At 60.7% G+C, this 26,721-nt stretch carries 24 protein-coding genes and 2 pseudogenes; 14 read left to right on the top strand and 12 right to left on the bottom strand.

Translation table 11 applies throughout. The annotated features are described in order from the left end of the window. Positions 1-82: 82 nt before the first annotated feature. The 4 genes from HYG82_RS22060 to thyA all read right to left on the bottom strand — a co-directional run bounded on the left by HYG82_RS22060 (position 83) and on the right by thyA (position 3,461). Positions 83-523, bottom strand: coding sequence for a calcium-binding protein (locus tag HYG82_RS22060; RefSeq protein ID WP_235217790.1), 441 nt, complete (start codon positions 521-523; stop codon positions 83-85). 364 nt (positions 524-887) lie between these two features. Beyond that, on the bottom strand, positions 888-1,358 hold the full coding sequence (locus tag HYG82_RS22065) for a calcium-binding protein (protein WP_179259308.1): 471 nt from the start codon (positions 1,356-1,358) through the stop codon (positions 888-890). Between the two features lie 550 nt (positions 1,359-1,908). Beyond that, positions 1,909-2,448 (bottom strand): dihydrofolate reductase, encoded by a 540-nt coding sequence (locus tag HYG82_RS22070; protein ID WP_179259309.1) that lies wholly within the window; start codon positions 2,446-2,448, stop codon positions 1,909-1,911. Next, the gene (thyA, locus tag HYG82_RS22075) at positions 2,445-3,461 is read right to left on the bottom strand and encodes a thymidylate synthase (protein WP_179259310.1); all 1,017 of its coding nucleotides are present in this window, start codon (positions 3,459-3,461) and stop codon (positions 2,445-2,447) included. The genes HYG82_RS22070 and thyA overlap by 4 nt, the downstream gene beginning before the upstream one ends. A gap of 272 nt (positions 3,462-3,733) precedes the next feature. Between thyA and HYG82_RS22080 the strand changes: the two genes are divergently transcribed. The 4 genes from HYG82_RS22080 to HYG82_RS22095 all read left to right on the top strand — a co-directional run bounded on the left by HYG82_RS22080 (position 3,734) and on the right by HYG82_RS22095 (position 6,908). Then, the gene (locus HYG82_RS22080) at positions 3,734-4,318 is read left to right on the top strand and encodes a hypothetical protein (protein WP_179259311.1); all 585 of its coding nucleotides are present in this window, start codon (positions 3,734-3,736) and stop codon (positions 4,316-4,318) included. Continuing rightward, positions 4,315-4,932, top strand: a complete 618-nt coding sequence (locus HYG82_RS22085; RefSeq protein WP_179259312.1) for a DUF2238 domain-containing protein — start codon at positions 4,315-4,317, stop codon at positions 4,930-4,932. Before HYG82_RS22080 ends, HYG82_RS22085 begins: the two co-directional genes overlap by 4 nt. A gap of 235 nt (positions 4,933-5,167) precedes the next feature. Further along, positions 5,168-6,466, top strand: coding sequence for a phosphoribosylamine--glycine ligase (purD, locus tag HYG82_RS22090; protein ID WP_179259313.1), 1,299 nt, complete (start codon positions 5,168-5,170; stop codon positions 6,464-6,466). A gap of 31 nt (positions 6,467-6,497) precedes the next feature. Next, positions 6,498-6,908, top strand: a complete 411-nt coding sequence (locus tag HYG82_RS22095) for a Zn-ribbon domain-containing OB-fold protein (RefSeq protein ID WP_179259314.1) — start codon at positions 6,498-6,500, stop codon at positions 6,906-6,908. Between the two features lie 93 nt (positions 6,909-7,001). Here the strand turns inward: HYG82_RS22095 and HYG82_RS22100 are convergent, their stop codons facing one another. Then, the gene (locus HYG82_RS22100; RefSeq protein ID WP_179259315.1) at positions 7,002-8,354 is read right to left on the bottom strand and encodes an aminotransferase class III-fold pyridoxal phosphate-dependent enzyme; all 1,353 of its coding nucleotides are present in this window, start codon (positions 8,352-8,354) and stop codon (positions 7,002-7,004) included. A 39-nt stretch (positions 8,355-8,393) separates the two neighbouring features. After that, complete coding sequence (locus tag HYG82_RS22105) at positions 8,394-9,692, bottom strand: MgtC/SapB family protein (RefSeq protein ID WP_179259316.1); 1,299 nt, start codon at positions 9,690-9,692, stop codon at positions 8,394-8,396. 499 nt (positions 9,693-10,191) lie between these two features. Here HYG82_RS22105 and HYG82_RS44545 point away from each other — a divergent pair. Continuing rightward, positions 10,192-10,426: pseudogene (locus tag HYG82_RS44545) on the top strand (hypothetical protein); the annotation flags it as partial. A 404-nt stretch (positions 10,427-10,830) separates the two neighbouring features. On the opposite strand, the gene HYG82_RS22110 reads toward HYG82_RS44545, so the two are convergent. Both HYG82_RS22110 and HYG82_RS22115 read right to left on the bottom strand, forming a co-directional pair. After that, a complete protein-coding gene (locus HYG82_RS22110; protein ID WP_008164003.1) occupies positions 10,831-11,106 on the bottom strand; it encodes a PadR family transcriptional regulator in 276 nt (91 codons plus the stop codon). Positions 11,107-11,567: 461 nt separating this feature from the next. Further along, entirely contained in the window at positions 11,568-11,714 is a 147-nt protein-coding gene (locus HYG82_RS22115; RefSeq protein WP_179259317.1) for a hypothetical protein, read from the bottom strand. Positions 11,715-12,218: 504 nt separating this feature from the next. Between HYG82_RS22115 and HYG82_RS22120 the strand changes: the two genes are divergently transcribed. From HYG82_RS22120 to HYG82_RS22130, 3 genes are all read left to right on the top strand, one after another. After that, the gene (locus tag HYG82_RS22120) at positions 12,219-12,929 is read left to right on the top strand and encodes a DUF7117 family protein (protein WP_179259318.1); all 711 of its coding nucleotides are present in this window, start codon (positions 12,219-12,221) and stop codon (positions 12,927-12,929) included. A gap of 410 nt (positions 12,930-13,339) precedes the next feature. Beyond that, on the top strand, positions 13,340-15,334 hold the full coding sequence (locus tag HYG82_RS22125; protein WP_179259319.1) for an OPT family oligopeptide transporter: 1,995 nt from the start codon (positions 13,340-13,342) through the stop codon (positions 15,332-15,334). Further along, positions 15,331-15,681 carry a PqqD family protein gene (locus tag HYG82_RS22130; RefSeq protein ID WP_179259320.1) on the top strand — a complete coding sequence of 117 codons (351 nt, stop codon included), beginning with the start codon at positions 15,331-15,333 and terminating at the stop codon, positions 15,679-15,681. Before HYG82_RS22125 ends, HYG82_RS22130 begins: the two co-directional genes overlap by 4 nt. 48 nt (positions 15,682-15,729) lie before the next feature. On the opposite strand, the gene HYG82_RS22135 is transcribed toward HYG82_RS22130, so the two are convergent. The 4 genes from HYG82_RS22135 to glyA form a co-directional block, all read right to left on the bottom strand. Beyond that, entirely contained in the window at positions 15,730-16,623 is an 894-nt protein-coding gene (locus HYG82_RS22135; RefSeq protein WP_179259321.1) for a bifunctional methylenetetrahydrofolate dehydrogenase/methenyltetrahydrofolate cyclohydrolase, read from the bottom strand. Between the two features lie 97 nt (positions 16,624-16,720). Continuing rightward, positions 16,721-17,533, bottom strand: coding sequence for an alpha/beta fold hydrolase (locus HYG82_RS22140; protein WP_179259322.1), 813 nt, complete (start codon positions 17,531-17,533; stop codon positions 16,721-16,723). Between the two features lie 110 nt (positions 17,534-17,643). Then, complete coding sequence (locus HYG82_RS22145) at positions 17,644-18,579, bottom strand: hypothetical protein (RefSeq protein WP_179259323.1); 936 nt, start codon at positions 18,577-18,579, stop codon at positions 17,644-17,646. A gap of 150 nt (positions 18,580-18,729) precedes the next feature. Next, positions 18,730-19,977 carry a serine hydroxymethyltransferase gene (glyA, locus tag HYG82_RS22150; RefSeq protein WP_179259324.1) on the bottom strand — a complete coding sequence of 416 codons (1,248 nt, stop codon included), beginning with the start codon at positions 19,975-19,977 and terminating at the stop codon, positions 18,730-18,732. Between the two features lie 162 nt (positions 19,978-20,139). Here glyA and HYG82_RS22155 point away from each other — a divergent pair, with 162 nt between their 5' ends. From HYG82_RS22155 to psmA, 6 genes and pseudogenes are all read left to right on the top strand, one after another. Next, positions 20,140-22,284, top strand: coding sequence for a hypothetical protein (locus HYG82_RS22155; protein ID WP_179259325.1), 2,145 nt, complete (start codon positions 20,140-20,142; stop codon positions 22,282-22,284). A gap of 432 nt (positions 22,285-22,716) precedes the next feature. Continuing rightward, positions 22,717-23,535, top strand: a complete 819-nt coding sequence (tbsP, locus tag HYG82_RS22160) for a transcriptional regulator TbsP (RefSeq protein ID WP_179259326.1) — start codon at positions 22,717-22,719, stop codon at positions 23,533-23,535. Positions 23,536-23,997: 462 nt separating this feature from the next. Then, positions 23,998-24,702, top strand: coding sequence for an RNase P subunit p30 family protein (locus tag HYG82_RS22165; protein ID WP_179259327.1), 705 nt, complete (start codon positions 23,998-24,000; stop codon positions 24,700-24,702). Beyond that, on the top strand, positions 24,686-25,315 hold the full coding sequence (locus tag HYG82_RS22170) for a class I SAM-dependent methyltransferase (protein WP_179259328.1): 630 nt from the start codon (positions 24,686-24,688) through the stop codon (positions 25,313-25,315). Before HYG82_RS22165 ends, HYG82_RS22170 begins: the two co-directional genes overlap by 17 nt. 11 nt (positions 25,316-25,326) lie before the next feature. Beyond that, positions 25,327-25,887, top strand: a pseudogene (locus HYG82_RS22175) (Rpp14/Pop5 family protein). 4 nt (positions 25,888-25,891) lie between these two features. Continuing rightward, positions 25,892-26,650: an archaeal proteasome endopeptidase complex subunit alpha gene (gene psmA / locus HYG82_RS22180; RefSeq protein WP_179259329.1), complete on the top strand. Its 759-nt coding sequence runs from the start codon at positions 25,892-25,894 to the stop codon at positions 26,648-26,650. The last annotated feature ends 71 nt before the right edge of the window (positions 26,651-26,721 follow it).

Consider the following 26,721-nt stretch of genomic DNA (forward strand, 5'->3'; position numbering starts at 1 on the left):
AACCGGTTCCGACAAGAGGCAGCTGTCGTCGACGCATTGCCCGGATGAACCGGGTTTCGGATAAAATCTCAATGAGGGGTAGTTAATCCAGGTCCGCGGCGAGAAGATTGAGTGCCGGACTAAACATCTGTGCATCCTCTCCGAGCGATTCGGAGTCGTCTACGCTCAGGTCTTCGCTTCTCGTAAAGAGGAACGTCGTGACACCTGCGGCTTCGTCGTTTTCCATGTCGTAGCGGATGACATACCCGGACCATTCGTCAGGCTGGGAGATCTCGTCGACCGTTTCGCCGCCGACCACCAGCATGTCGACGACCGTATTCTGTTGGAGTTCAGAAATGACCTCGAAACTGCCGCCTGGGAAGTAATCGTAGGAGAACACCAGCACTTCGTCGGCGTTGGTTTCCTGTGCGGCGGCCGTTGCACCGATCGCAGCGGTTCCAGCGGTGCCTGCAGCTATCGTCTTCTTTTTGACGAACGACCGTTCTGTACCATCGTGTTCGCTATCGTGATTTGTCTCCGTCATGGCTCTCACTGTGCCCCCGCTTTGGGCGATGGTGCGTAGATGTTTCACCTCCATAAGCAAACGCGATCGTTCCATCTCGTTATGCCCATCTTCCCGAAGGAACGAAACGGTGACCGGCGGTAATCCAACTTTTGAACGGTGCGCGAGGCGGGTTACGAAAGGTGGCGACCAGCAAAGGCCAACGAGCGCCGCAGTCGAACCAACGGTTGAGACTGGCGTGACGTACTACACCGATCGCAGTGGTCGCTCGATTTGACCGACGACCTGTGTCTCGCGGAATCGATCGGGCGGACTGCTCGGCGAGCGAGAAAAGGAAGAATAAACCGTTTTCGGCGGCCGGAAGAGTCAGCAGTTTGCCGGTGGCTCAGTTGCCGCCGCCACCGCCGCCGGTTTCGTTGCCCGCGGTGTCGCCACCGCCATCGCCACCGTCGCCGCCATCGCCACCGTTGCCACCGTTGATAGACGTCTCGAGTAAGTTCAGATCGGAACTGAACATCTGGGCGTCTTGGCCCATCGTTCCGCTATCACCGGAACTCAGGCCGTCCTGCGTGAAGAGGAACGTCGTCACACCCGCATTTTCTCCACCGTCGTCGTACCGGATCACGTGCCCGTCGTATTCGTCGGGTTGGGTGATCTCGTCGACCGTTTCTCCGTCGACCTGTAGCACGTCGACGGTCGTACTCTGCTGGAGAGGGGAGACGACCGTGAAGTCCGATCCCGGGAAGTAGTCGTAGGAGAACACCAGAGCGGCAACCGTCTCCTGTGCGGTGGCTGTTCCAGCGGTAGCGGCTGTGCCGAGCGCGACCGCGCTTGCGGTAGCAGCTCCTTTTTTCATAAACGAGCGTCTCGAATCGCCTGATCGTTCGATCTCGTAGCTTTCGTCTGTCATGTCTCTCACTCAGTATCCCCTCTTCGGGGCACATGACCGTTGGCCGAATTGTTGTAAAAGTGACCGCGATCGTTTCACCATCTACGGTGAGCAATCCGCCATAAATACCCGGTTTCAGACGATACACTGGCGAAATCGTGGCTGTCAACCCGCTGTTTCGCCCACTGTCAGAAGCGACAATTTATCGGACGAAACGACGCCCCGGAATCGGGTATCGATTCATTTTGACGAGTGCGGGCGCAGAAAATAACGGATATCGACTGATCTATCGAGCGGGCTCGACACACACTCGTATTCGACCGGGAATACGGCTCTCAAGCGCGTCTACCGGGCGATTTCGACCCGAGACTGCTTACAGACCGGTCGTTCCTGTCTCAAAAACAGGTGATTTCTTCGACCAGTCCGGCGACGACGAGCCGAAGGAAACAGGTCTCGGGTGGCGATCGTCAGCGGACGTGACAAGAGAGATCCGACCGGTAATTTCGTTCCTTCGTGATCAGCGAGTGCGAACGTACTCCACGAACGCAAAACCGTCGCGCTCGTCTCGAGACGTCTCCTCCCACCGACTCCGATCCCACTCCGGAAAGTGCGTATCGCCCTCTGGGTCGTCGTGGACTTCCGTGACGATCAAGCGGTCGATGGCGGGCAAGAACTGCTCGTACACGGTCGCCCCGCCGGCAACGAAGATTCGGTCGGTACCGCCGTGACGGTCTCGTGCGGCCGTGTCGGCCGCCTCGAGGGCGTCCTCGATAGTACGAGCGACTACAGCGCCGTCGGGCGTCTCGAGGTCGCGACTCGTCAATACGACCGTCGTTCGCCCTGGTAAGGGCTCGCCGAGCGTCTCGATAATCCCTTCGTAGGTCACCCGCCCCATGATGACCGGGTGATCGTCGGTGGTTTCTTTGAAGTGCTCGAGATCTGCGGGGATGTGCCAGGGCATCTCACCGTCTACGCCGATGACCTGGTTGTCCGCGAGGGCGACGATACCGACGAGTTCCCGGGTAGTGTCGGGGACCGATCGGTCGTCGTCGCTCATTCGGCCACCGAAAACTCGATGCCCTCGTGTGACTCGTAGTCCCGAAGTTCGACGTCCTCGTAGGCTAATTCGTCGATCGATACGTCGGCCACCTCGAGCGTCGGGCGTGAACGTGGCTCCCGGGAGAGTTGCTCGAGCAGGCCGGGGACGTGATCGAGTCGCTCGTCGCCCGCCGCTTCGGCCGGTGCTTCGGACTCGAGCCACGCTCTTACGTCGCGATACTCCTCTCGCTCGTCGACGGTGGCCAGTCGAGACTGTAGCGCGTCGAGATTGTCCGCGTACCAGTCACCGCGTGCGCCGCGACCGCAGTAGACGTGCGCGTCGACGACGGTGTGAGCGAAGGTACCGGGTTCGAAGCCGGTTTGCTGGGCGATAACCTTGGTCAGCAGTGAATAGGCTGCGAGGTTGAACGGAACCCCGAGGGCGGTGTCCCCCGACCGTTGGGTCAGGTGGCAGTTCAGTCGATCGCCCTGTACGTTGAAGACGAACGTGTAGTGACACGGGGGAAGCGTCGAGACGGCCGCGTTCGCTGGATGCCAGGCGTTGACGACGAGCCGCCGTGAATTGGGCGTATCGGACAGCGTGTCGATTACGTACTGCAACTGGTCGAACGTCCGGCGACCGTCGGGTTCCTCCGTGATCCACCGATGGCTTTCGTCGGGCCACGATTCCCCCTCGAGTTGTGCGCTTTCCGCCGGAACCGGAAAGCGTCGCCAGAAGCGGCCGTAAGCCGTATCCAATCGGCCGTCATCGTCGGCCCACGCATCCCAGATTTTGGTTTCCTCGCGGAGGTTCCGAACGTGTTCCTCACCGGAGAGGTACCAGCAGACCTCGTGGAGCATCGAGTTCCAGCGGTAGCCGTCCATCTCTTTCGTCGTAAGCAGCGGATATCCCTCCCGCAGGTCAACCTCGTAGTGTTCGCTGAACGACGAAATCGTGTCGACGCCGGTCCGGTTCGGCTTGTGGGTCCCGCTCGTGAGGACCGCGTCGACGAGCTCGAGGTACTGTCGCATTGGGAGTGCGTTCAGACTGTGCGAATTTATCGGTATCGGTCCCGAGAGCAATTGGAGGTATAGTAGTCGTTGAAAGTCATTGCACACCCCGCTCGCGAGTTCGCGGCCAGCGAATACTCGCTGGCCGCAGCAGTGCAAGCGGTGGGTAAATCGTTTCAACGACTACTATAGTTTCGCACTCGAACCGACCGTGGTGGGCCATCACACCGTCGTCTCTTGCCCGCTGCAAACGGACTGCGGGTTTTAGTGTAACCGGAACGACCTAGCCAGGTGTGCTCGAGCGCTTGGTCCACGACGAGCGGACGAATGCCGCCGTCGGGTGGCTACTGGTGGCTATCGTGGCGCTCGATGGGGTCAGCACGTTTCTGCGGGGCGCTCCGCTGTGGGCCGGTTTCGAACTGGTCATCGCGGTTGTCGCCTCGATCCCGGCGCTGACGACGCGTGACTGGACGGCGATGGTTCCATGGCCGCTGCTATCAGTCGCTGCGCTCGCCGTGATCGCAGTCACGATCGGCGCTCCGTTTGAAACGACAGTGTACGTCGTCATCGCGACGCTCGCGCTCGCGGTCGTCGTCGAACTCGAGACGTTCACGACGGTCGAACTGAGTCGACGGTTCGCCGTCGCGTTCGCCGTCCTGACGACGATGGCTCTTCAGGCGCTCTGGACCATCGTGCAGTTTTACTCGGACCGGTGGCTGGGGACTGACTATCTTCGGTCCCAGACCGAACTCCAGTGGGATTTCGTCCTCGTCACCGCCGTGGGACTGGTACTCGGCGGCCTCTTCCAGTGGTACGTTACGCGATTCAAACCGGCTGACGGCGCAACTCGGATTACGGACGGCACGGGATCGTCATGACGCTCGGCGACACGCTGGGACTGTCGGACTCACAGGAGCGCTACATCGTTCGCAGCCTCCAACTCGCGCTTTTCTTTCTCCTCGGGTACGGAGTGACGACGCTCCAATTCGGCGTCGCCGGTACGGCGGGGGTAGCACTCGGGATAACATTTCTGCCGGCGTGGCTACACCGTGAATACGGGTACTCGATGGACGCAGGCCTCGTCCTGTGGATTACCGTCGCAGTGATTCTCCATACGATCGGCTCACTCTGGATGTACGAGACGTACCAGTGGTACGACGAGATCGCCCACACTGTTTCGGCGTCGGTCATCGCCGGGTTGGGATATGCGGCCTTCCGAGCGTTCGAAATTCACTCCGACGAGATGGCCGTCCCGTCGACGTTCCGATCCATGTTCATCGTGGTCTTCGTCCTCGCGACCGGCGTCTTCTGGGAGGTTCTGGAATTCGCCCTCGGCGGCGTTGCAGTCACCGTCTACGGGATTGACGACATCGTGACGGATTTCGTGTTCAACGCGGTCGGAGCGGTGATAGTGGCCATCTGGGGAACCGATTACGTAAGCGGGCTCGTGGGGTTCTTTAGACAGCGGCTTCGCTCCGGACCCGAAAACTAGATCCAGCGGGCGTCCTGTTGGCTGCCGAGTTCGCCTCGGCGACGGCGGGATTTCCCCGTCGGCGATGAGTATCTCGGAGAACTGGACTGGTCGCCGCCCGCGTCGAGTACGTCACGGCAGACGGCCACATACGGCCGAAATCGGCGTCAATCGGATCAATGAATCCCCACAAACATGGATATTTCCGCTCGAGGAAAGAGCAACGCTTACAGGTTCGTGCGTTCCGCTATCGACTATGCGAGAACACGTCCTGCTGATCGGGGGCGGCGGTCGAGAACACGCCATCGCTCGCGCGCTCGAAGATAGCGAAGCAGAGCTCTACGCCTGTGCCGGGAACAAGAACCCCGGCATCGCTCGTATCGCGACCGAGTTCGAAACCCTCGAAACGACAGGTCCTGAGGCGGTCGTCGATTATGCCGAATCGGTCGATGCGACGATTGCCGTCGTGGGGCCCGAAGCGCCCCTCGAGGCGGGAGTCTCGGACGCACTCGAGAACGCGGGCATCTTCGCCTTCGGGCCGAACAAAGACGACGCACGGATCGAGACTGACAAGGCCTTCCAGCGACGGTTTATGCAGGAAAACGAGGTTCCGGGCTGCCCGGATTTCGAGACGTTCGACGACATGGATGCTGCATGCGATTATATCGACGACTACGACGGCGACCTCGTAATCAAGCCCACCGGTCTCACCGGTGGCAAGGGCGTCAAAGTAATCGGCGATCAGGTCACTGCCGAGGAAGGCAAGGACTACATCCGAGAGTCCGACTACGACCGGATCGTCCTGGAAGAACGGCTGATCGGCGAGGAGTTTACCGTCCAGGCGTTCGTGGCGAACGGCGAGTTCCGAACCGCGCCAGCGGTACAGGATCATAAGCGCGCTTACGAGGGAGACGACGGCCCCAACACCGGGGGAATGGGCAGCTACTCCGCCGCGACGAACCAACTTCCGTTCATGACCGACGAGGACTACGACGACGCAGTTTCGATCATCGAGGCCACCGTGGACGCCCTCGAGGATTATCGGGGTATCCTCTACGGTCAGTTCATGCTCACCGCCGAGGGCCCGATGGTCGTCGAATTCAATGCACGCTTTGGGGACCCAGAAGCGATGAACACGCTTCCTGTCCTCGAGACGGACTTTCTCGACGTTTTGACCGCCGCTCGCGATGGTGATGCACTGCCTGCCCTCGATTTCGCCGAGCAGGCTACAGTGTGCAAGTACGTCGTCCCTGCAGGCTACCCGACGGAGCCCGAAGCCGGTGCCAAAGTTCGGGTCGACGAGGAGAGTGCGGGTGACGCACAACTGTACTACGCGAGCGTAGACGAACGGGAGGACGGAATCTATACCACGACCTCGCGTTCGTTCGCGCTGGTCGGCATCGCCGATTCGATCTCGGAGGCCGAAACGATCGCAGAAGATGCGCTCGCTGCCGCCGGGGAAGAGGGACTGCATGTCCGCCACGACATCGGCAAAGCAGATCTAGTTCAGCGGCGCATCGATCACGTAAACGACATTCGCGGCGAAAGTCGGTAGTACCGCGTCGGTCCTCGTTTCGAGGTGGACGATGACTGACGTCTCGGATACCGCAGAGCGGTTCTGGGACGGTCTAGCCGATGACGTCGTCCGACTTCCGAAGTGTACAGACTGTGGAACGGTTGCGTTTCCGCCCGGCCTCATCTGTACCGATTGCGGATGCGACGATTTCACGTGGACCGATATCGATCCGGTTGGTACGATACACTCCTTTACACGCCAGCACCGCACGGCACCGGCATTCGAGTCCCCCATCGTGATGGGAATCGTCGATCTCGACGCTGGCCCACGTTTACTCGCACCTTTCGCTGCGGAGTACGGAGAGCTGTCGATCGGCGATCGAGTCCGAATCGAGCCGATCGAGTACGACGCCGACTACGATCGCGGCCGCCGGGCCGATGCCCCATTTTTCCAGGCAGTTCTCGCAGGGTCGAGCCACTGACTCCGTCGGATTCTCGACGCACCCAACTGTCGCGTTTCCTGTGGCTGGACACACGTTGCTCGGGGACGCTGGTCGACACACGCTCGATCGCGTTTACTCCACCTCCGCAACGTCACGGATCGTCTCGAGTAACAACCCGAGACCCAGATCGATCTCCCGTTCGGTCACGTCGAGCGGTGGCAACAACCGAAGCGTCTTGTAACCGCATCCGAGAGTCAACAGACCGCGCCGGAACGCGGACTCGAGAACCGCATCTCGACGCGGTCTGGTGTCGAATTCGATGCCGAGCATGAGCCCGCGACCTCGGACGTCGATCACGCCGGGAGCGTCATCGTCTTCGACGGCGTCCTCGAGTCGCGCTCGAAATTGCTCGCCTCGCTCTCGGACGTTCGCGAGCAGGTCGTTCTCGTAGATGACGTCGACCGTGAGAACGCCACCCATTGCAGCGATGAGATCGCCGGCACCCCACGTCGAGGAGAGTCGTCCCCGCTCGGTCGGGAAGACGTCGGAACGCGAAATCGTCGCGCCGACGCGAAGCCCCTTTCCGCTTGCGATGACGTCCGGTGTGAGATCGAGGTGATCGACGGCCCACAGCTCGCCCGTGCGACCCAACCCGGATTGGATTTCGTCGGCGATCACGGTGAGATCGTGACTGTCGCGCAGCGCCTCGATATCGCGAGCGAACTCGGGGTGAGCAACGCGATATCCGCCCTCCCCCTGAATCGGCTCGAGGATCAGGTAGGCGACGTCCCGGGGATCGATCACCCCGCGGTCGGGGTGGAGTGCGTCGGCGACGACGTTGCCGCCTGGACCGTCTGTCAACCAGCGAGCCTCGTATTCCGCGTCGGTGGATGGATAGGGAACGTTGACGACGCCCGGTATCTCCGGAAATCCGCTCCGATGAACGGTCTTCGAGCGATTGAGCGAGAGCGCACCCAGGGTCCGACCGTGGAACGCGCCGTCGAACGTGAACGCGCGGTGGCCCCCCGAAGCATAGCAGATTTTGATCGCGTTCTCGACGGCTTCGGCCCCCGAATTCGAGAGGAAGACTCGATCCATGTCGTAGTGATCGGTCATCGCGGCCAATCGATCCATCAACTGCGTCGGGCCGGGAAAATCGGGTCCTTCAGGTGGACCACCTCCGCTAACGTAGAAGTCCTGCCCCGCGATTTTCAGCGGATCGACGGCACCGAACGCTTCGAGTCGCTCGAGTACGGCGGGGTTGTTGTAGCCCAACGGGGCGGCGGCGACGTGACTCGTAAAATCGAGTAACACGTTACCGTCGACGTCGGTACAGAACGGGCCGACGGCCTCGCCGCTCGCATCCCACACGAACTCGTAGACGTACGTACTTGGAGCCGCGAACTGATGGTGGTAGTCGACCCATTCGCGGGCACGGTCGCCGGGGAGCGAGTCCACGGCGGGAGTTACCGTTGCACGGTCCATACATCGTTTTCGATGGCCGTCACGTAAAATTACCGTTCGCTATACAACCACGAATATCGATGCCAGAGTCCCGCCAATCAGAAGAATCGCACTGTAGGCTGCAACTCGATTCCGAAACCTGTCGTCGGCCGATGTTGCAGCCAGCAGGGCCTTGACGACGATGCTCGAGACTGTCGCGAGGAGAATAGCGATCGTCGCCTCCGCCGGCCCGAGTTGGCCGCCCCGGTAAAGGACGACCGCCGACGTGGTCGCCCCGGCGCTCGAGACGAAGCCGCTGGCGACGGCCGTCGCGTAGAACCCGAGCGTCCCGAACCACGTTTCGGCCAGCGATCCGAAGACGAGGACGACGAAGAAGACTGCTCCGAACGCGAGCGCGTTTTTCAGCGAGAACGGGCTTTCGAGTTCCATCGGGCCGGATTCGGTCCAGTCAGCGGTGAGGGCGGCGACGACGAAGGCGATGACGATGACGGCACCGAGCGGGACGATCGCCTCGACGAGGATGTCGGAATTACTGCCGGCCGTAAAGCCGACCGCGATAGCGAGGTTCCGGGCGGCCATCGCAGCGTTCGCGAGCAGGATCGCGGCGACGGCGTAAGAAGCGGCTTCCGGTCGCTGATCCACGTGATCGAGCATCGTCCCGACGACCGCCGTCGATGAGGCGAGGCCGCCGAAGAAGCCAGTGATCGCGATACCGCGACCGCCGTAGGTCGAGACGATTGCGTAATTCGCGATTCCAATACCCGCCACGGCGACGACCATCAGCCAGATCACTTTCGGCTCGAGTGGAATCGCTAGTCCAGCGAACTCGACGGTCGTTTCGGCCGGTAACAGCGGAAAAATGACGAACGCGAGGATGGCGAACTCTGACGTCGATCGCATTTCCTCGTGGGTGAGACCCCAGGCGAACTCGTGCAGTTCGCGCTTTAAGACGAGCAACAGCGACGAGAGAACGGCGACAGTCACCCCCTCGAGAATGAAGCCGATGGTGACCAGAATGCCGACTCCGTACGCGACGAGCATCGAGACGGAAGTCGTCAGCGAGAGTCCGGCGTCGTCCTCGCTCATGAGGCCCTGCACCGCGAGTAATACGCCCTGAACGATGACGAGGACGCCGCCGAGAACGAGCAGACTTTCGCCGATTGCGGTCTCCGATTCGGTGACCAACACGGTAAAGACGGACGCCAGCAGGCTGATGAGCGAGAACGTCCTGATACCGGCGGACTTCTGTGACCATTCGCGTTCGAGTCCGAGGAACATCCCCAGTGCACCGGCCAGAGCCATACGGACGACCGTCTCTTCGAGCGGCGCATCGGCGACCTGCAGCGCAACCCCGTTCACTTCCGAAGGTTCGCCGCGCCCGCACATAAGCGACCTGCTGGCGGCGACGACTGTCACCCCAACGGCACCGGCTTCGGTCGCGACCTCATCGGTCGACGAATCGATAGCGACGGGCGTGAATATAGTAGTCGTTGAAACGATGTCCCCACCGTTCGCACTGTTGCGGCCAGGGAAGACTGGCTGGCCGCAAATTCGCGAGCGGGAAGTGCATTGACTTTCAACGACTTCCTTTCGACAGCGAGAATCCCGCCGTCGTCGGGCTATGCCCGACTGCCTGCGGGATTTTCGAACCCTCTCCGTTCACGCCGTCCTCAGAACGCTTCGCGTTCTGATGGGCATCGCATCCATCGGTTTGCTCACCAGGTGTGAATCGCGTAAACTCTTGTGAGGAACCGCCATGTTACAGCTGATCGCGAGTCGCCAACAGTCGCCGACAGTTTCACATTCTATCTGTTTGACTGACATTTGCGTTCCTACTGCTCCTCCCAGCAGTTGGCAGATGAACCGGACCAACACGTTCGCCGTGCGACCGCTCTCCGACAGTGGAGAGCAACTGCGACGGGACTTGTTGGACGCTTCCGCCGCTCTCTGGAACGAGGTCAACTATCAGCGCCTCATGCAGTACTGAGCGAAGCAACGCTCCGCAATGTTCGCAAATCTACGATTTGCTTGACAACGACGAGGACGGCGTTGAGGGCGATGTGTGGGACGCCGACACCGGCAGCCTCGGAGGCTAGTACAAAGGTGTTCCTGGTGGTCCGTATGGATTCGAAGGCCACGCTGACCTCACAGCGTCAGAGACATTCCTAGAGCGACAGACAGAACAGGCAGTTAGGCCGATGGCACGGCCCCTGTCCTCGGAAATCAAAGAGTTCCGGGATGTCGTCAGAAATCAGTCGATTTCTGACTGCAAGCGGGATCTTCGATCCCGCAATGCCGAAAACGCTGCGCGTTTTCGAGCACGATTCGAGTGGGATGACCACGGCTGGTCGGGGATACCACACCCTCACGAACGTCCCAAAGAACAGCGCACAGATCCGAGTACCGTCCACCGTGACGGGAATGTTGCTTTCGGGGGATCGTAGACCGGCTGGGACTCCCACGGAGGAAACCGCCGCCGTTTACGGCGCGGAGGATATCATAGGTCGACGTACTGCGCTTCCCACTCTCGACGCGCCTCGAGTTCGCGCCGACCACGGCGGGTGAGCGTATAAAAGTTCGTTCGTCGGTCACGTCGGCCTTTTTCGACCAGTCCCTTGTCGACAAGTGTATCGAGATTGGGATACAGACGCCCGTGGTGAATCTCTTTCTCGTAGTACTGTTCGAGTTCCTCTTTGATCGCCAGTCCGTGAGGCTCCTCCTCGCCAGCGATAACGTAGAGCAAGTCACGCTGGAATCCTGTCAGGTCGTACATTGGGAAAGTACCAGTCTCACTTACTGTCGAATTTTAATAAGGCTATCGGGTTGTTTCGATCGAAACAGAGGTATTACCATCGAGACGACTCATTTCGAACTCGAAGAATCCATAATGTCCGTGATGGATCGACCGATGTACCACACATAATGCGTGGTTCATGTTTACAGTGCATGTATTTTGTTTCGGTACAATTACATTGACTGTTCGTTGATAATCGGTTACTCTGATCGGCGAGTATTGAGACAGTTGTTACTGATGAATAAGTAGGTCGAAACAGGAAGCAGATCGCGTGACGGAAAACGTCACGCGATCGCTTGCCGCCCTGAATTGGTCCCCGCTGACGCTTCGGCCCTCCAAGCGAAGCGTCACGTGGATGATTCTGCTGGGATGACTTAAATGTAACGACAACATCTGCCACGCGGAGATTCGATAGCCGGTACTCGATGCGCCTCGTGCGATCAGATATGTTCTTCCTCGAGTACCCAGCCGAGTGCACGTTTGTAGTACGTAAACATTTGCTCGACGCCGTCGTGGCGCATTTCGTCGCTTTCGAGATTCTCCTTGAGGAACTCGTACTGCTCTCGAATTTCTTCTTCGTCGCGCATAGCCGCTAGTATTCATTGGGAGGCATAAAAGTCGCCGCACCGAGGCGCGGAGTCAGCACGGAACGCGAGCAGCCGGTTCGGTTCTGCAGTCTTTCGTCCGGGAAAAACGGCGTTTCCGGCGTGAAACGGTGACGAGCGACTCTCTGGGACCGATACGGACGACGAACGACCGAGGAATGTGTCGGTTACCACATTTTTCCGGTGCAAAATCGAACGATACGCGCACTAGTAGTATTCGTTTGGCACCCCGTACACGACGGTATAGCCGCAAACGACGAGATGCTTCCTTGCACATCGCCCCCTCGACACCACGAATTCAGCCGCAACTACAGGAGTCATTACACTCCCCGCTTGCGGTTCGCGGCCAGCGAGTGCTCGCTGGCCGCAGCGGTGCGAACGGCGGGTGAACCGTTTCAACGACTAAGGAATCCGACGACGTTCCGCATCGTGTTTCGAACCCGACGGTTCGGTGGGCCTTTTTGCATCCCCACCGTACCACCCTGTATGAAGATTCGGGGTGAACGCGAGTGCAGAGAGTGTGGAACACGCTGGTCGTACTACGAGACGGGCAGCGTCGGCTGTCCGGCGTGTGGAAGTCTTCGCAGCGTGGGTGTAGATGAGCGAACCGAACACACGGACCTGCAGGCCTCGTTCGATCTCACCCCCGTACGGAGTGCGATAGACGACGTCGCGACGGACGATATCGCTGAACGTGCCCGGGATCGCTGTCGCGAGTACGTTCGCCGACGCGGCTTCGTCAATTCCGGTTCACTCCGCGACCTGGACGACACCTACCTCGGTGCGATCGAACTTCTGCACGTCGCCGATATCGTCGTCCGCGATATCCGGCTCGAGGACCGTGAGGAACTCTATTTCCTGGCTTTGCTGCGCGGTGCCGATCGGGGAGACCGCCCGCCCGTCGAGGACATCCCGCAGACGCTGCGGTCTGCACGTGGGCTCGGCTACGCGAATGCGGTCCGCGAGTATCGACGAGACGTCCGCACCTGGGCCGAGGACCGCGACCTGACCGCGAGCGAACGGCGTGCCCTCGAGACGCTCGGCGAACACGTCAAACGTATCCGATTGCTCGACGGTGACGTCGATCCGGAAACCGCCGAACGACTCGTCGAAGCGACTCGCGATCTGGCCAACGGCCTGCGCGGCGACGAATTCGCGTTTACGCAGGCACAGCAGCGACTAGACGGCCTCGAGTAGCGTCCGTGATCCGTCTGTGAACGGACGCCGGCACTGATTCGATTCTGCTTTGTCGACGGATTCAGTCACGTCGTTGCAGCATCCGCCCCGTTCGACTCACAAATCACGTCGTTGTACTAGTCCGAATTTGCGAGGACCGAAGCGCTGCGGTCGCTGTCGGTAGTTGTACGTTCGTGACGGTAAATCCTCGTTCGTGTTCTACTCGGTCGGCTCGTGTGTATACATTCACTTCGACACACCTTTCACGATATCTGTTGTTGTGTGTGGCAATTGCCGCTGCCAACGTGGCGCTCCCTGACCGACCCCGCGCCGCAGGTGAGCCCTCCGACTGGCACGCTCGAGAGGACGGACGAGGTGGTCGCGACGGTCACCGCGTTCGACTAGTCGGTAACAAATTACCCACGTGGACTATGTCACACGACTCATCGGAAACGGAGACGGAACCTACCGGCAGTCGCAGAGTGAGTGAGCAAGTATCGCGCGACGGACCCGCTCCGTACGTCCCCGCTGGAAGAAGCGTCGCGGAGCTTACGATCAAGGCAGTCGTGACCGGACTCGGGCTCAACGTAGTGCTATTGACTGCGAACATGTACCTCGGGATGCGCTCCGGGATGACGATCAGCGCCTCTATTCCGGCCGCCGTCCTCAGCATGGGTCTGTTCTACGGGCTTCGCCGCGTTTCCGTCGGCGGGACGATCCTCGAGAACAACATCGTTCAGACGATGACCTCCGCCGGCGAAGCGCTGGCAGCCGGCGTGATCTTTACGATCGCCGGCGTCACGTTCCTCGACCAACAGATCGATATCGCGGGAACTGCAGCAGTCGCAGCGCTGGGTGGCTTTCTCGGTATCTTGTTTATGATACCCATGCGACGCTACCTCATCGTCGACAAACACGAGGAACTCCCGTACCCAGAGGGGACCGCGTGTGCGGACGTTCTCGAGGCCGGAGACCGCGGCGCGGAGGGGGTCAAACTCATCTCGCTCGGGTTCGTCGTGAGCAGCCTTTACATGTGGCTGGCAAACGGGATGGCCGTCTTCACGACGACGATCCAGACGGCATTCTCGGCCGGCGAAACGCGCGGATTTGCGATCGGGGGCGACTTCACCCCTGCGCTCGTCGGCGTCGGCTACATCATCGGTCCCAGGATCGCCGGCTACGTGTTTGGAGGAGGGCTACTCGCCTGGATGATGTTGATCCCGCTGCTCATCACGGGCGGATTCGTCCCCGAATCAGCCGCCGGCGCGCCCCTTATGGCGCAAGCGGACGCGGTCTGGGACCAGTACATCCGCTACGTCGGTGCGGGTTCGATGATCGTCGGCGGGTTCTACGCCATCCTCTCGATGCGCGAGACGATCGTGGATGCTCTGGGGACCGCCGTCGACGAACTCCGCAGCTCCGCGGCGGCTGCGACCGACAAACGTAGGCGTACGCAGCGTGATCTCTCGATGAAACTCGTCGTCATCGGTGCCGTTCTGATCGGATTCTCACTGGTGGCGCTCCCCCAGGTTCAGGTCGGATTGGTGGGTGGGTTCGTCGCCGTCGTCGCCGCGTTCCTCTTCGTTGCCGTCTCTGCGTATCTGGTCGGCGTCGTCGGGAGTTCGTCGAACCCCGTCTCAGGGATGGCCGTTGCGACGGTTCTGATCGCTGCACTCCTGTTGAAATCGAACGGCGTGACCGATCCAGTCGTTGTGCTGGTGACTGCCTCGATCGTCGCGATCGCCGCGGCGGTCGCGGGCGACACGTCACAGGATCTCAAGACCGGCTACCTCCTCGGAGCGACGCCCCGCAAGCAACAGATCGCACAGGGTATCGGGATCGCGCTTTCCGCTCTCTTTGCGGGCTGGGTCCTGTCTTTCTTCCACCAGGCATACGGTATCGGTGGCGAAACGATTCCCGCGCCGCAAGCCGGAATGATGGCACTCATCTCCGAAGGGGTCCTCACCGGGACCGCCCAGTGGGGGATGATCCTCATCGGAGCCGTTTTCGCCGCCGTTCTCATCCTCATGAACGTCCCCGTATTACCCTTCGCAGTCGGCATCTACCTGCCAATCACGCTCGCGACACCGATCTTCCTCGGCGGTCTGCTGCGCGGCGGGATCGATTCGTACACAGCCAGAAACGACGATGGGGACGGGACGCGCGAGGAATACACTACCTATCGCGGGCGGATCATCGCGGCCGGGTTGATTACCGGCGAAGCGGTCATGGGAATCGTCGTCGGCGCATTGTACATCCTCGAGATCGGAGCACCCACCGGTCCCCCGTTTCCGGTCGGAATCAGCGGCGAGACGCGGGCGATACTTGGCGTCGTCGCGGTCGTCGCACTCCTCAGTTTCGTTACGGCCAGCATCCTTCGGAACATGCCGGAGACGGCTGACTCGGCCGAGACCGCCGAACCATGAGCGTTCACGCGCCGACTGCTGTCCCGAAGCGAACCGTAAGCGAGTGGACGGAGATTTCCGTCGACGGCGAACTGCGAGTCATGATCACCTGGACGAAATCTCCGCGGAACCGGCTCGATCGGTTCCTGTTCACCCTCTTCGGAACGAACCGGGAGCACGAACTCACCCTCGACGCCGTCGGGTCCACAGTCTGGCGCCAATGCGACGGGACCCACACCGCCAGTGAGATCGCATCGATCCTCGCCGGCACGTACGACGCCGAACGCGTCGAACCCGTCGAGGAGACGCTCGCGTACTTCCTCATGCAACTCGAGGAACGCGACCTGATTCGATTCGACAGCGAGTGAGCATGTGATTTGACTCCGAGTAAGAATGCGAAATACTCAGCGAGTGTCTCAGGGGAGGTCGACGGCGACGTCCTCCTGCATGCTCGCGGCTTTGACGGTGTTGTAAAGCAGCATCGCACGGGTCATCGGCCCGACTCCGCCGGGGACGGGCGTGATCGCGCTCGCCTTCTCTTTTGCACTCTCGAACTCGACGTCGCCGACGAGTTCGTATCCCTTGTCGGTGTCGGCGTCGACCCGGTTGACGCCGACGTCGATCACGACAGTTCCCGCCGTGAGCATCGAGCCGTCGACGAGTTCGGGAACGCCGACCGCTGCGACGACGATATCCGCGTTGCGGGTCTTTGCGCCGAGGTCGTTGGTCCGCGAGTGACAGACCGTCACCGTCGCGTTGCCGTCGTCCGCTTTCTGAAGTAGCAGATTCGCGAGCGGTTTGCCGACGATGTCGGATCGACCGACGATCGTGACGTCCTTTCCCTCGGTGTCGACGTCGATCGACTCGAGCAGTTTCTGGACGCCGTGGGGGGTACACGGACGGAATCTGGCATCTCCGGCGACGAGTCGGCCGACGTTTTCGGGGTGGAAGCCGTCGACGTCCTTGGTCGGATCGACGCGTCGGATCACGTCCCGGTAATCGACGTGGTCCGGGACGGGTGCCTGAACGATGTAGCCGTGAATTTCGGGGTCGTCGTTCAGGTCGGCGATGGTATCGAACAGAACCTGGGGCGGGGCATCGCCGTCGACGTCGACGTGGTGGCTCTCGATGCCGACCTCCTCGCAATCGCGTTGCTTCATGTTCACGTAGGTCTGGCTCGCCGGGTCGTCGCCCATGAGGACGGTCGCCAGCCCCGGTCGTGCACCGTCGTCGGCGAGGGTCTCGATCGAATCCGTCAACTCGTCTCGGATGTCCTGCGCAACAGCGTTACCGTCGATGATCTCGGTCATTACTCGAGTAGGCGACCGCGAGGCCCATTAATCTCCGGATTCGTGTGCAGAAACGCGCCGTTCCGTCCGCAAATATTCAAATACGTGTACAACGCAGTCAGAATCGATTCTCGAGGAACGACTCGATTGCGTCGGTGACCGGGTCCGGTCGCTCCAGGGTGGAGGTATGCCCCGCTTTCGGAATTATCTCCATCTCGGCGTCGGGCAATTCGTCGAGCATCGGCTCCGCCCGCGAGGGATCGATCGAGGGATCTTCTTCGCCGTGGACGATCAGGACGGGAACGTCGATTTCGGAGAGTCGGTCGCTGACGTCCGGCCGGTCGAGCCACGAGTGGACTTCGTGGAAAACCGCCGCGCCGGGGTACGTCGCCCAGCGATCGACCCACGCTTCGACGAGCTCGGCGTTTTCTTCTCGGGTCGTTTCGCCGAAGAGATAGCCAGTTACGCTTTCGGCTAACTCTCGGGGATTCGATTCGTGAGATCCTTCGAGCGGCGCGACGAGGTCCCCATAGAGTTCCTGTTCTTCGGGCGTGTGCGGGGCGGCCATCGAATCGATCAGAACGAGTCCGTCGACTCGTTCGGGGTACTCGAGTGCAAACCGCAGCGCCATGAACCCGCCCATCGACATGCCGGCGATGACGGCACTGTCTTCGCCGATTCCGTCCAGTAGCGCCGCACAGTCGTCGGCCAGCTCTCGCAGGTCGTATCCAGGGGCGTATCGGTCCGTACGTGCCCTGAGATCGTAGGCGACGGCTCGGTAGTCGTCCTGGAGAGATTCGAGCTGTGGCGCGAACATCGTCCGGTCCATTAGCGTCCCGTGGGCGAAGACGATCGGGTTCCCCTCGCCGACGTCGGTCGTCAGTGCGTCGGTTCGAACCCGGTACATCTCCGACGTCGTCTGTGGTGCCATATGAGTCGACTTCGATAAACATATTGAAAAATTTACGCAATCCGGAAGCGTTTAGAGTCCTGTTCGCCGAACGGCCGGTCAGAGCCGGTCGCTCGAATGCTGTGACGGGGTCACCGGCTCGCGTCGGTTGCGGTGTCGTCCCATTCGGCGGTATCTCGCGCTTCGGTCACGACGAGTGCGTACTCGTCGTCGATTCCCTCGTATTTGGTCGTCTCGGCTGCGTCGATCAGTGCTCGACCCTGGCGTTCGTGAATTACCCGTCCGGCTGCCAACGAATCTTCGTCTACGGCTATCCCCTCGCCCTCGAGTCTGGGACCGAACCGTTCCGACCAGACGCCTTCGGGCAACATGCAGACGACTCGGTCGTCGGCCGCCAGAGGCGGAACCCCGGCGACGTGATCACCCGTCCCGACGAGGTCGTGTGTCTCGATTGCCTGGAGGATTCCCATCGTGTCAGACGTTGTGGCGTCGCATTCGGCGAGGGTCGACTCGAAGATTTGCGGATCGATCGGCGCATCCATCGTTTCGGCCCGGGGCATCGGATCGCCGCGGTTCTCGTGGTCGATGATCTCCGCCGCGACCGGATCGCTGTCTCCCCCAGTTTCGGGAAGCGGTTCCGGCCGGTAGCTCTCCCCATCGTCGAATCGAATCGGTATCAGTCCGATCGTCTCGCCGGTGGTGATAGCATCGAACAGCAGCGGGCGCTCCGTATCGTAGGTATCGATGTCGATCCCCATTCCCTCCGGAGGCTCGGCGCGTATCAGGGGATCTGGGACGGGAGCCACGATGTCACCGTTCTCCTCGCGAAGTTTCCGTGGATACGGCGCGTCGGCGGTGGCAGTTTCCTCGATCCCGCTGAAAACGAGCATTGGTTGCTCTTCGTGTCGGTCGACGTCCCAGTCGATGTGATCCCCGGCCGAGGCTCCCACGTCTTCGGCCACCGGCGTCACCTCGATACCCAACTTCGAGGCTGCGGTCGCATCGATCCCGCGGAGCGCGAGCAGCCGGTCGTCGTCCAGAACGGTTCCGGTCGGGCGTGTAGACATTAGCGACGATACGGTCAGGTCGGGCAAAAGGCGCGTGCCGGCGAGTGACAGGGTTCGATCCCCGTCGGATCGCTATCGAGCGATAACACCCGGTGAGAACTCGAGGAGAGATGGGGGCTGATCGCTGTCAACGCGGAGCATCCCGAGTCGCTACTCGTAGAGTGGGTTTTCTTCGCACAGGACCGCGACTTCCTCGCGGACGTCTCCGATGACGGCCTCGTCGTCGGGGCTGTCGACGACGCGAGCGATTAGATCACCGACTCTGCGGCAGTCGTCCTCGTCGAAGCCGCGCGTGGTCAGTCCCGGAGTGCCGGCCCGAATGCCGCTGGGATTGAACGCCGAGCGCGTTTCGCCGGGTACAGTGTTCCCGTTGAGAACGATACCGGCGTCCTCGAGGGCTTCCTCGGCGTCGCCGCCGGTCGTATCCGGATGGCTGTCGCGGAGGTCGACGAGGACGAGGTGGTTGTCCGTCCCGCCGGAGACGAGCGAAAACCCGTTCTCGATAAGGGACTCGCCCAGCGCTTTCGCGTTTGCGACGACCTGTTCGGCGTAGTCTTCGAACGCCGGCTCGAGGGCTTCCTTGAAGCCGACGGCCTTTCCGGCGATGTTGTGCATGAGGGGACCGCCCTGTCCGCCGGGGAAAACGGCGGCGTCGATGTCATCGGCGTGCTCCTCGCTCGTCATGACGATACCACCGCGACCCGAGCGGATGGTCTTGTGGGTCGAACCGGTAACGAAGTCGGCGACGCCGACCGGTGACGGGTGGACGTCCGCGGCGACGAGCCCAGTGATGTGGGCGATGTCCGCCAGGTGGAATGCATCGACGTCGTTCGCGACCGTCTGTATGCGCTCCCACTCGATTTCGCGGGGGTACGCCGAGTAACCCGAGACGATGATGTCGGGGTCGAACTCGGCGGCGTGATCGGCCAGTGCCTCGTAGTCGACGTATCCTGTCTCGGGGTCGACTTCGTACTGCTCGACTTCGTAGAGCTGCCCGGTAAAGTTAGCTGGATGGCCATGGCTCAGGTGACCACCGTGGGTGAGGTCGAGCGAGAGGACCTTATCGCCCGGCTCGAGCATCGCGAAGTAGACGGCCTGATTCGCCTGCGTGCCCGAGTGGGGCTGGACGTTGATGTGTTCGGCACCGAACAGCTCTGTCGCACGGTCGATCGCGAGTTGCTCGACTTCGTCGGCGTACTCACAGCCGCCGTAGTAGCGCTCGCCGGGATATCCTTCCGCGTACTTGTTCGTGAGGGCGCTCCCCTGTGCGTCGAGGACGGCCTCGCTCACGTGGTTTTCACTGGCGATCATCTGCAGCGTCTCTCGCTGACGGTCTACTTCGCCCTCGAGTGCGTCGGCGACGGCGGGATCGACCTCGCGAACCTGGTCGTGGTCCATATCCGATGTGCGGACTGGCGACTGTATAAGTGTACCCTTCCCCGGCAAGTCGAGCCACTATCGAGGGTCGTGAAGCGGGCCCGTCGCCACTCGGCGACTTCGAACACCATCCGATCACGGCCCGATACAACTAACTTGTCGGAGTGACATTCAACCAACTGAATGATAGAGTGGGTGGTAGAGGGCGATACTCTCTACGTCACCGACGCCGACAACGCCGAGTTGGCGGTCGAGGGTGACGAATTCGATATCGAAGACAGTGACGTCGATATTCCGCGCGCAGTCGACGACACACTCGTCGTCACGACGAACGAACTTCGATTTCCCCACGCGGTCGTTTATGCGTTCTCGCTCGGTCTCGAAGACCAGTACGAACTCGACCCCAGCGGGGAGCCACTCTCGTTATCGCCCGGTGAGTACGTCGTCGACGTCGACACGGATATCAAAGCCTATCTCCGGTTTTCGGGTGGGGCGACGATCGAGAAGACCGACGATTACGAGGAGATCATCGTCTCCTTTCCGACCAGGACTCGCGTCGTCCTCGGCGTCCGATGTCGTCACGAGTTCCCCGCCGGAACCATTACCGTTCCCGATCGCCCGTCTGCGATGGCTGACGCCATTACACACATGACCGCGTCCCACAAGACCAACGGGCCCGACCGCTCATATCCCACGCTACGGGGCCATCCGTCGCTACTCGAACACGGCGACGTACTCGACATTCCCGACTGCATCAGTGCCGACGTCCCCGACAACGGGCCCGAACTAATCGTCCCGCCGGACTACGAATCACTGTTCGTTACGGCCCCCCTCGCGTACTACCTCCAGACGACGGTGCGGACGACCGACGACGAACTCGGCAATCGTCCCGGTTCCGCGCCCGATGGGCCGCGACTTCGACTCCCCGATCGTGGGATCGACGAACCGCTCTCAACGATGCCTGACCTGGAGCGCGACGTCGAACGACTGCTTCGAAAGACGTTGTTCCTCGATTGCCTCGTTCGCAACGCCGGCCCGTACGGGACGAACCTCTCGGAACTCAGCCTTCTCAAAGCCCTCGATCTCGACGCCGAAACGCTGTACAACGCTACTCCGCAGGACCGACTCGCGACGTACCTCGACGTTCCCTTCGCGGCCATCAAACATCGGCTCCCCGACTGGCACCTTTCGACGTACGTCAAGCCGACGTACGACAGCATCGAAACGCTCCCGTTCCTGCTCGACCGAATGAGCATGATCTATACGCCACGAACTTCCAAACTCGAAGGACGGGAACTGGTCGAACGGTCGCTCGAAGATTTCTATCGAGGTCCCGGTTCCGATTCCCCGGACGAAACTGATCCGCTGTCCAACTCGGGGAGAGCCACCGGTCAGGTCGCCTCCGTCGACATCGTCAAACCAGAACTCCGAACCGGTCGCACCCACGGCTGGCTCGCAGAGGACGTTCCGATAGACGTCTTCAAATCCGCCCCCGAAGCCTACCACAACCGCCTCGACTTTCTCGAGCGGGCCAGCGACTCGACGTCGATCTGCGTCGTGCTGAACGATCCGGAGATGGCGGGCGAACACGACCACGTCGCGGATATTTACCGCCAACGGTCAGAAGAGGTCTCGATCGACGTTACCGTCGAGGAGTCGCTCGAAACGGCAGCGCTCGCTCGCGTCTTCGAATCTGACCACGACTTCGTTCACTACATCGGTCACTGCGAGACCGACGGACTGTGCTGTCCCGACGGAACGCTCTCGGCTTCGAGTCTCGACCACTGCAACGTACAGACGTTTTTTTTGAACGCCTGTGGCTCCTTCTACGAGGGGAAAAAACTGATCGAGAAGGGGAGCGTCGCTGGCGCGGTGACGTTCACCAAGGTCCTGAACGACCACGCCATCAAGGTCGGCTCGACGTTCGCCAAACTACTCGTCCACGGATTCAGCATCGAACGCGCGATGGGCCTCGCGCGCAGGCGTATCATGATGGGAAAAGACTACGCAGTCGTCGGCGACGGGACCCACTCCCTTACGCAGGGCAAAAGTCGACTGCCGACGACTGCGACGCTCGAAGAACTCGATGGAGACGGAGACGAGCGACAGTACCTGCTCACATTCGACTGTTATTCGACGCGCGTAACCGGATCGTATTACTTTCCACATACCGAGACCAACGAGTACGCCTACCTCTGTGGGAACGAGTCGAGTTTTACGCTGTCGGAGACGGAACTGGCGACCATGCTCAAAGAAACGGAAGCGTCGGTGATCTACGATGGCGATCTCTACTGGTCGAAAGAGCTGTGGTCCCGGTTCGATCGCTAACCGATCGTCCCGTTCGGATGCTCGATTTTAGGGACCGCCGTAGGTACTTACCCGTTTTGCTCGCACAGTCAACCGCCCCAGCAGACGAACGACTGCCGCCCCATTTCGCGTTCTGGAAGCTCTGTTTCGAACTTCCCGTCGTAGTCGAATGTGTCGTACACCCATACGATACTATAATAACACGTTTCCAGTATATAGGTATTGTTGATACGAAGTTTTGTACGCTAGTAAACACGCCGACGGTTAATTCCCACGACGGCATTCGGTATCGCGGGCATTTCACGGCTGCAGGTGTCAGTGATGACGGCATTTCGTCGGCGAACTAACGAGATTGGGGACAAAAATTACCGGTTCGACTGCTGGACGAGAAGTTCTGGTGTGCAAACGGCCACCAAAAATAAGTATAATGCCCTCGATTACTTCTGTATACGCATGGCTTCGAATTTACTCAACCACCAGATTGACGATATACTCGAGGCAGTTCTCGAGGATGCAACCGGCGACGTATACATGGTCAACCCCTCCCGAGATGCGATCGAAGAGTTCATTTCGGTCGCGACAGCGTTCGACGGCGAGTTGCCGTCCGTACACATGCTCGCCGACGAACGAACCCTCAAAGAGGTTATGGACGACTTCATCGTCGCTTCGAACGCGGCCGACCTCATCAGCGAGGACGTTCTCGTGTTACGAACCCTTTCCGAGGCGCCCGAGAATTCGCTCCTGATTACCGAGGATCGGATCGTCGCAGTCGTTCACGCCGGCGACCGTGTCGGCGGACTCATCACGGACGACGATAGTTTCGTCGAGGACACCTATGATACGTACGCAGCACGCTGGGAGGACGCGAGCGACTTCAACCTCCGGACCCCTCCGATCACGAACGTTCGCGAAACGCTGTCCGACGAAATCAGTCCGTCGGCCGAGGAGGACTTCACCGCGATTCTGAACTCCCTCGAAACCGCGCGGGGCGACGGCGATGGACTCGACGAAGTCACGATTTCGTTGCTCGTTGCAGCCAAGAATCAGGCACTGCTGTACGATATCAGCAAGTGGGGGGAGGACGTCGGAATCGCCTCGAAAGCGACATTCTCGCGGACGAAGACGAAACTCGAGGATATGGGGTTGATCGACACCGAGAAAGTCCCGATCGACGTTGGCCGCCCGCGGCTGCGACTGAAAATCGGCGACGATAGATTGAGTGAAGCGGACAACGGGCAACTCGCGACTGTTGCACAGAGCATCCTCAACTGACTCCGTTTTCTCCGACGATGGAGAAAATGCAGACTGCAAGAAATACTGAAGGGGATATCCCTGGAACGAAACCGTAGGTTCGATCGGTGACGGAACGCCGGTTCCGCCTCGAATCACGGCCTATCGCGACGCATTTCCGTCGCGACTGCAGATTTCATTCTCAAAAGCGAACGCTATGGGCTCTCTGGTTCACTTCGGTACGGCTAGGTCGTCGGTTAACGAGCGCCGCTACTCGCCGTCTGTATCGCTCTGCTACTTGCTTCTTCGCGATTCCACGAGAATACGCTGTCCCGACATCTCACCGGGCAACGGAAACTAAAGCGAAGACATCGAGGATCGTGCCGACCGTCGGTCGGATAGCCAGAGGCTCGTTCGGGCGTATCCTGGCCGTGTGACGCTTCCGCAGCTAACGACTCACCGGATGGCGCAAACCCCAAGTCACCGCCGCGAGACGACTCGAGTATGTACGAGGCCGTCCACGCCCGACCCGATGGTCGGAGCACGGTCGCCAGATTTGCGCAAACAGCGGCCGATTACGGGTTCGAGGGCGTGGTGGTCCGTAATCATTCGGACGCCCGAGCGGACTACGACGCCACACGGATCCGCGACGAATACGGAATCGACGTCGTCGAGGGCGTCGAGATTCGCGCAGACAATCGACAGCAGGCAAGTGGTTCGGTCGGGAACTACCGGACGTCCGAAACTATCGTCGCGATTCACGGCGGTGGGAACGTTCTGAATCGGTTCGCCGCCGAACAGTCGAAAGTCGACGTGCTCGCTCATCCGATGGCCGACGATGGCGACGTTAACCACGTGCTGGTAAAAGCCGCCATCGAAAACGGCGTGCGGATCGAATTCGCCCTCGGCGGCGTCCTCCGAAAGAGCGGGGGCCGTCGAGTCCGAATTATCCAGTCGTTGCGAAAATTGCGGGAGATCGTCGACCACTACGATGCTCCCTACGTCGTCAGCGCGGATCCAAAGTCACACCTCGAGTTACGTGCACCTCGCGAACTGAAAGCGGTCGGCGAACAAATCGGCTTCTCCGAGGCGTTCATCGAAGCGGGTCTCGCTGAGTGGGGTCGTCTCGCCGAGCACAACCGACACGTCCAGTCCGAGTCGTTCATTGAGCCGGGGGTCCAACGAGGCAGGTATGAAGAAGAGTCGTGAGGATCACGCGGCCCGGTTCGACGACAAAGCTGGGGAGTACGACGAATCGCAATCGGACGAGTACCGCGCCTGTGCAAATGCCGTCGTGGAATACGCTGCACCAGAAGCCGATGACGTCGTTCTGGACCTCGGCACCGGTACGGGAGCGATCGCCCTGGGAGTCGCACCAGACGCTGCCAGGGTCGTCGGCCGCGACATTAGCGAGGGGATGCTCGAGGAAGCAGCGCGGAAGGCCAACAAACGCGGCCTCGAAAATCTCACATTCGGCTCCGGGACGTTCCGGGAACCGAACTACGATGGGCCGGTCGACACGGTTACCTCGAACTTCGCTCTTCATCACCTCTCTGACGCGGAAAAACGCGAGGCGATTGCGGTCATCGCAGGGTTCGAACCCCGGAAATTCATCCTCGGGGACGTGATGTTCTTCGGGGAGCCGAATCCAGACGTGCCGTTTTATTCTCCCGACGTCGACGATCCGGCGACCGTCGGGCTGCTGGCGGATGCCTTTACCGACGCGGGTTTCTCACTGACGGCCGTCGAGCGCGTTCACGATCAGGTCGGCGTGTTGGTGGCAGAGCGTAGTCACACTGCAGCACAACGTGGTGCGGAGTAGGAGAGTCGGGTATGAAACACCTCCCGAAACATCTCCGGCCGCGCTGGCGGTATCTCGCCGTTTCCCTCGAGACCCGATCAGGCGACCGGATCGATAGACGGTCGTTCCAGCGAGAAGTATGGTACGCAGGGCAGAATCTACTGGGCGATCCGGGCAGTGCCGACGCAGATCTGACCGTCGTTCGGTTTGCGTTCGGGGACGGAAGCGGACGGGCGATCGTCAGAGCCCGCCGCGGCGAGACCGACCCCGCTCGTGCGGCACTGGCCTGCATCGACGAAGTCGACGGTGCGTCCATAGGAGTATGCGTCCGCGGCAGTAGTGGCACGATTCGCGCCGCCGACGACAAATTCCAGGACTGATCACGAACGGGCCGTTCGTTTGGTCCCGTTCCGGCGCCGCCACCGCCATCGTGGTAAGAAAACTATTTAGGACGCCGCGGGCAAGATTCGGAAGAGAGAAACGTCGTGTTCGGGAACGAGGAGCGAGTCGCCGTCCTTCGGGATTGCGTTGGGGATTGGCGGCTCGATGAGGCGTTCACGGGTGCGACAGACCTCGATTGCGATTTAGCGTGATACTATGCAGGGACAAGCCCAACAGCAGGCGTACGACCGTGGCATCACGATCTTCTCGCCCGACGGCCGACTCTATCAGGTCGAGTACGCTCGCGAGGCGGTCAAGCGAGGAACAGCTAGCATCGGTGTGCGAACCAACGACGGCGTCGTTCTCGCCGTCGACAAACGAGTCCCGTCCCCGCTGCTTGAGGACTCGAGCGTCGAGAAGATTCACAAGGCCGACGATCACGTCGGCATCGCGAGCGCGGGCCACGTCGCCGACGCCCGCCAGCTTATCGACTTCGCGCGCCGCCAGACGCAGGTCAACCAACTGCGCTACGGCGAGCCGATCGGCGTCGAAACGCTAACCAAGGAAGTCACCGACCACATTCAGCAGTACACCCAGGTCGGCGGCGCCCGACCGTTCGGCGTCGCGTTGATCGTCGGCGGCATCGATAACGGCGAACCCCGTCTCTTCGAGACGGATCCGTCGGGAACGCCCTACGAGTGGAAGGCACTGGCCGTCGGCGCCGACCGCGGAGAACTCCAGAATTACCTCGAGGAGAACTACGACGACGAGGCCGACCTCGATGGCGGTATCCGGCTCGCACTCGATGCGCTCGCATCGGTCAACGACGGCTCGTTGCTTCCCAGCGAAGTCGGGCTGGCGACCGTCGACGTCGAAACCGAGTCCTTCGAGATGTTCGAACGCGACCGAATTGCAGACCACCTCGAGGAGAACGACCTCCTCGATACGGGCGAAGACGACGAACCCGACGAGTAATCGAGACACAGCGGACCGCAGCTTACGAGTCGCGTTTTTACGGTTCCACTGTGAGAGTGCGGACCGCAGCG

The sequence above is a fragment of the Natrinema halophilum genome, assembly GCF_013402815.2.
Lineage (GTDB): Archaea > Halobacteriota > Halobacteria > Halobacteriales > Natrialbaceae > Natrinema > Natrinema halophilum.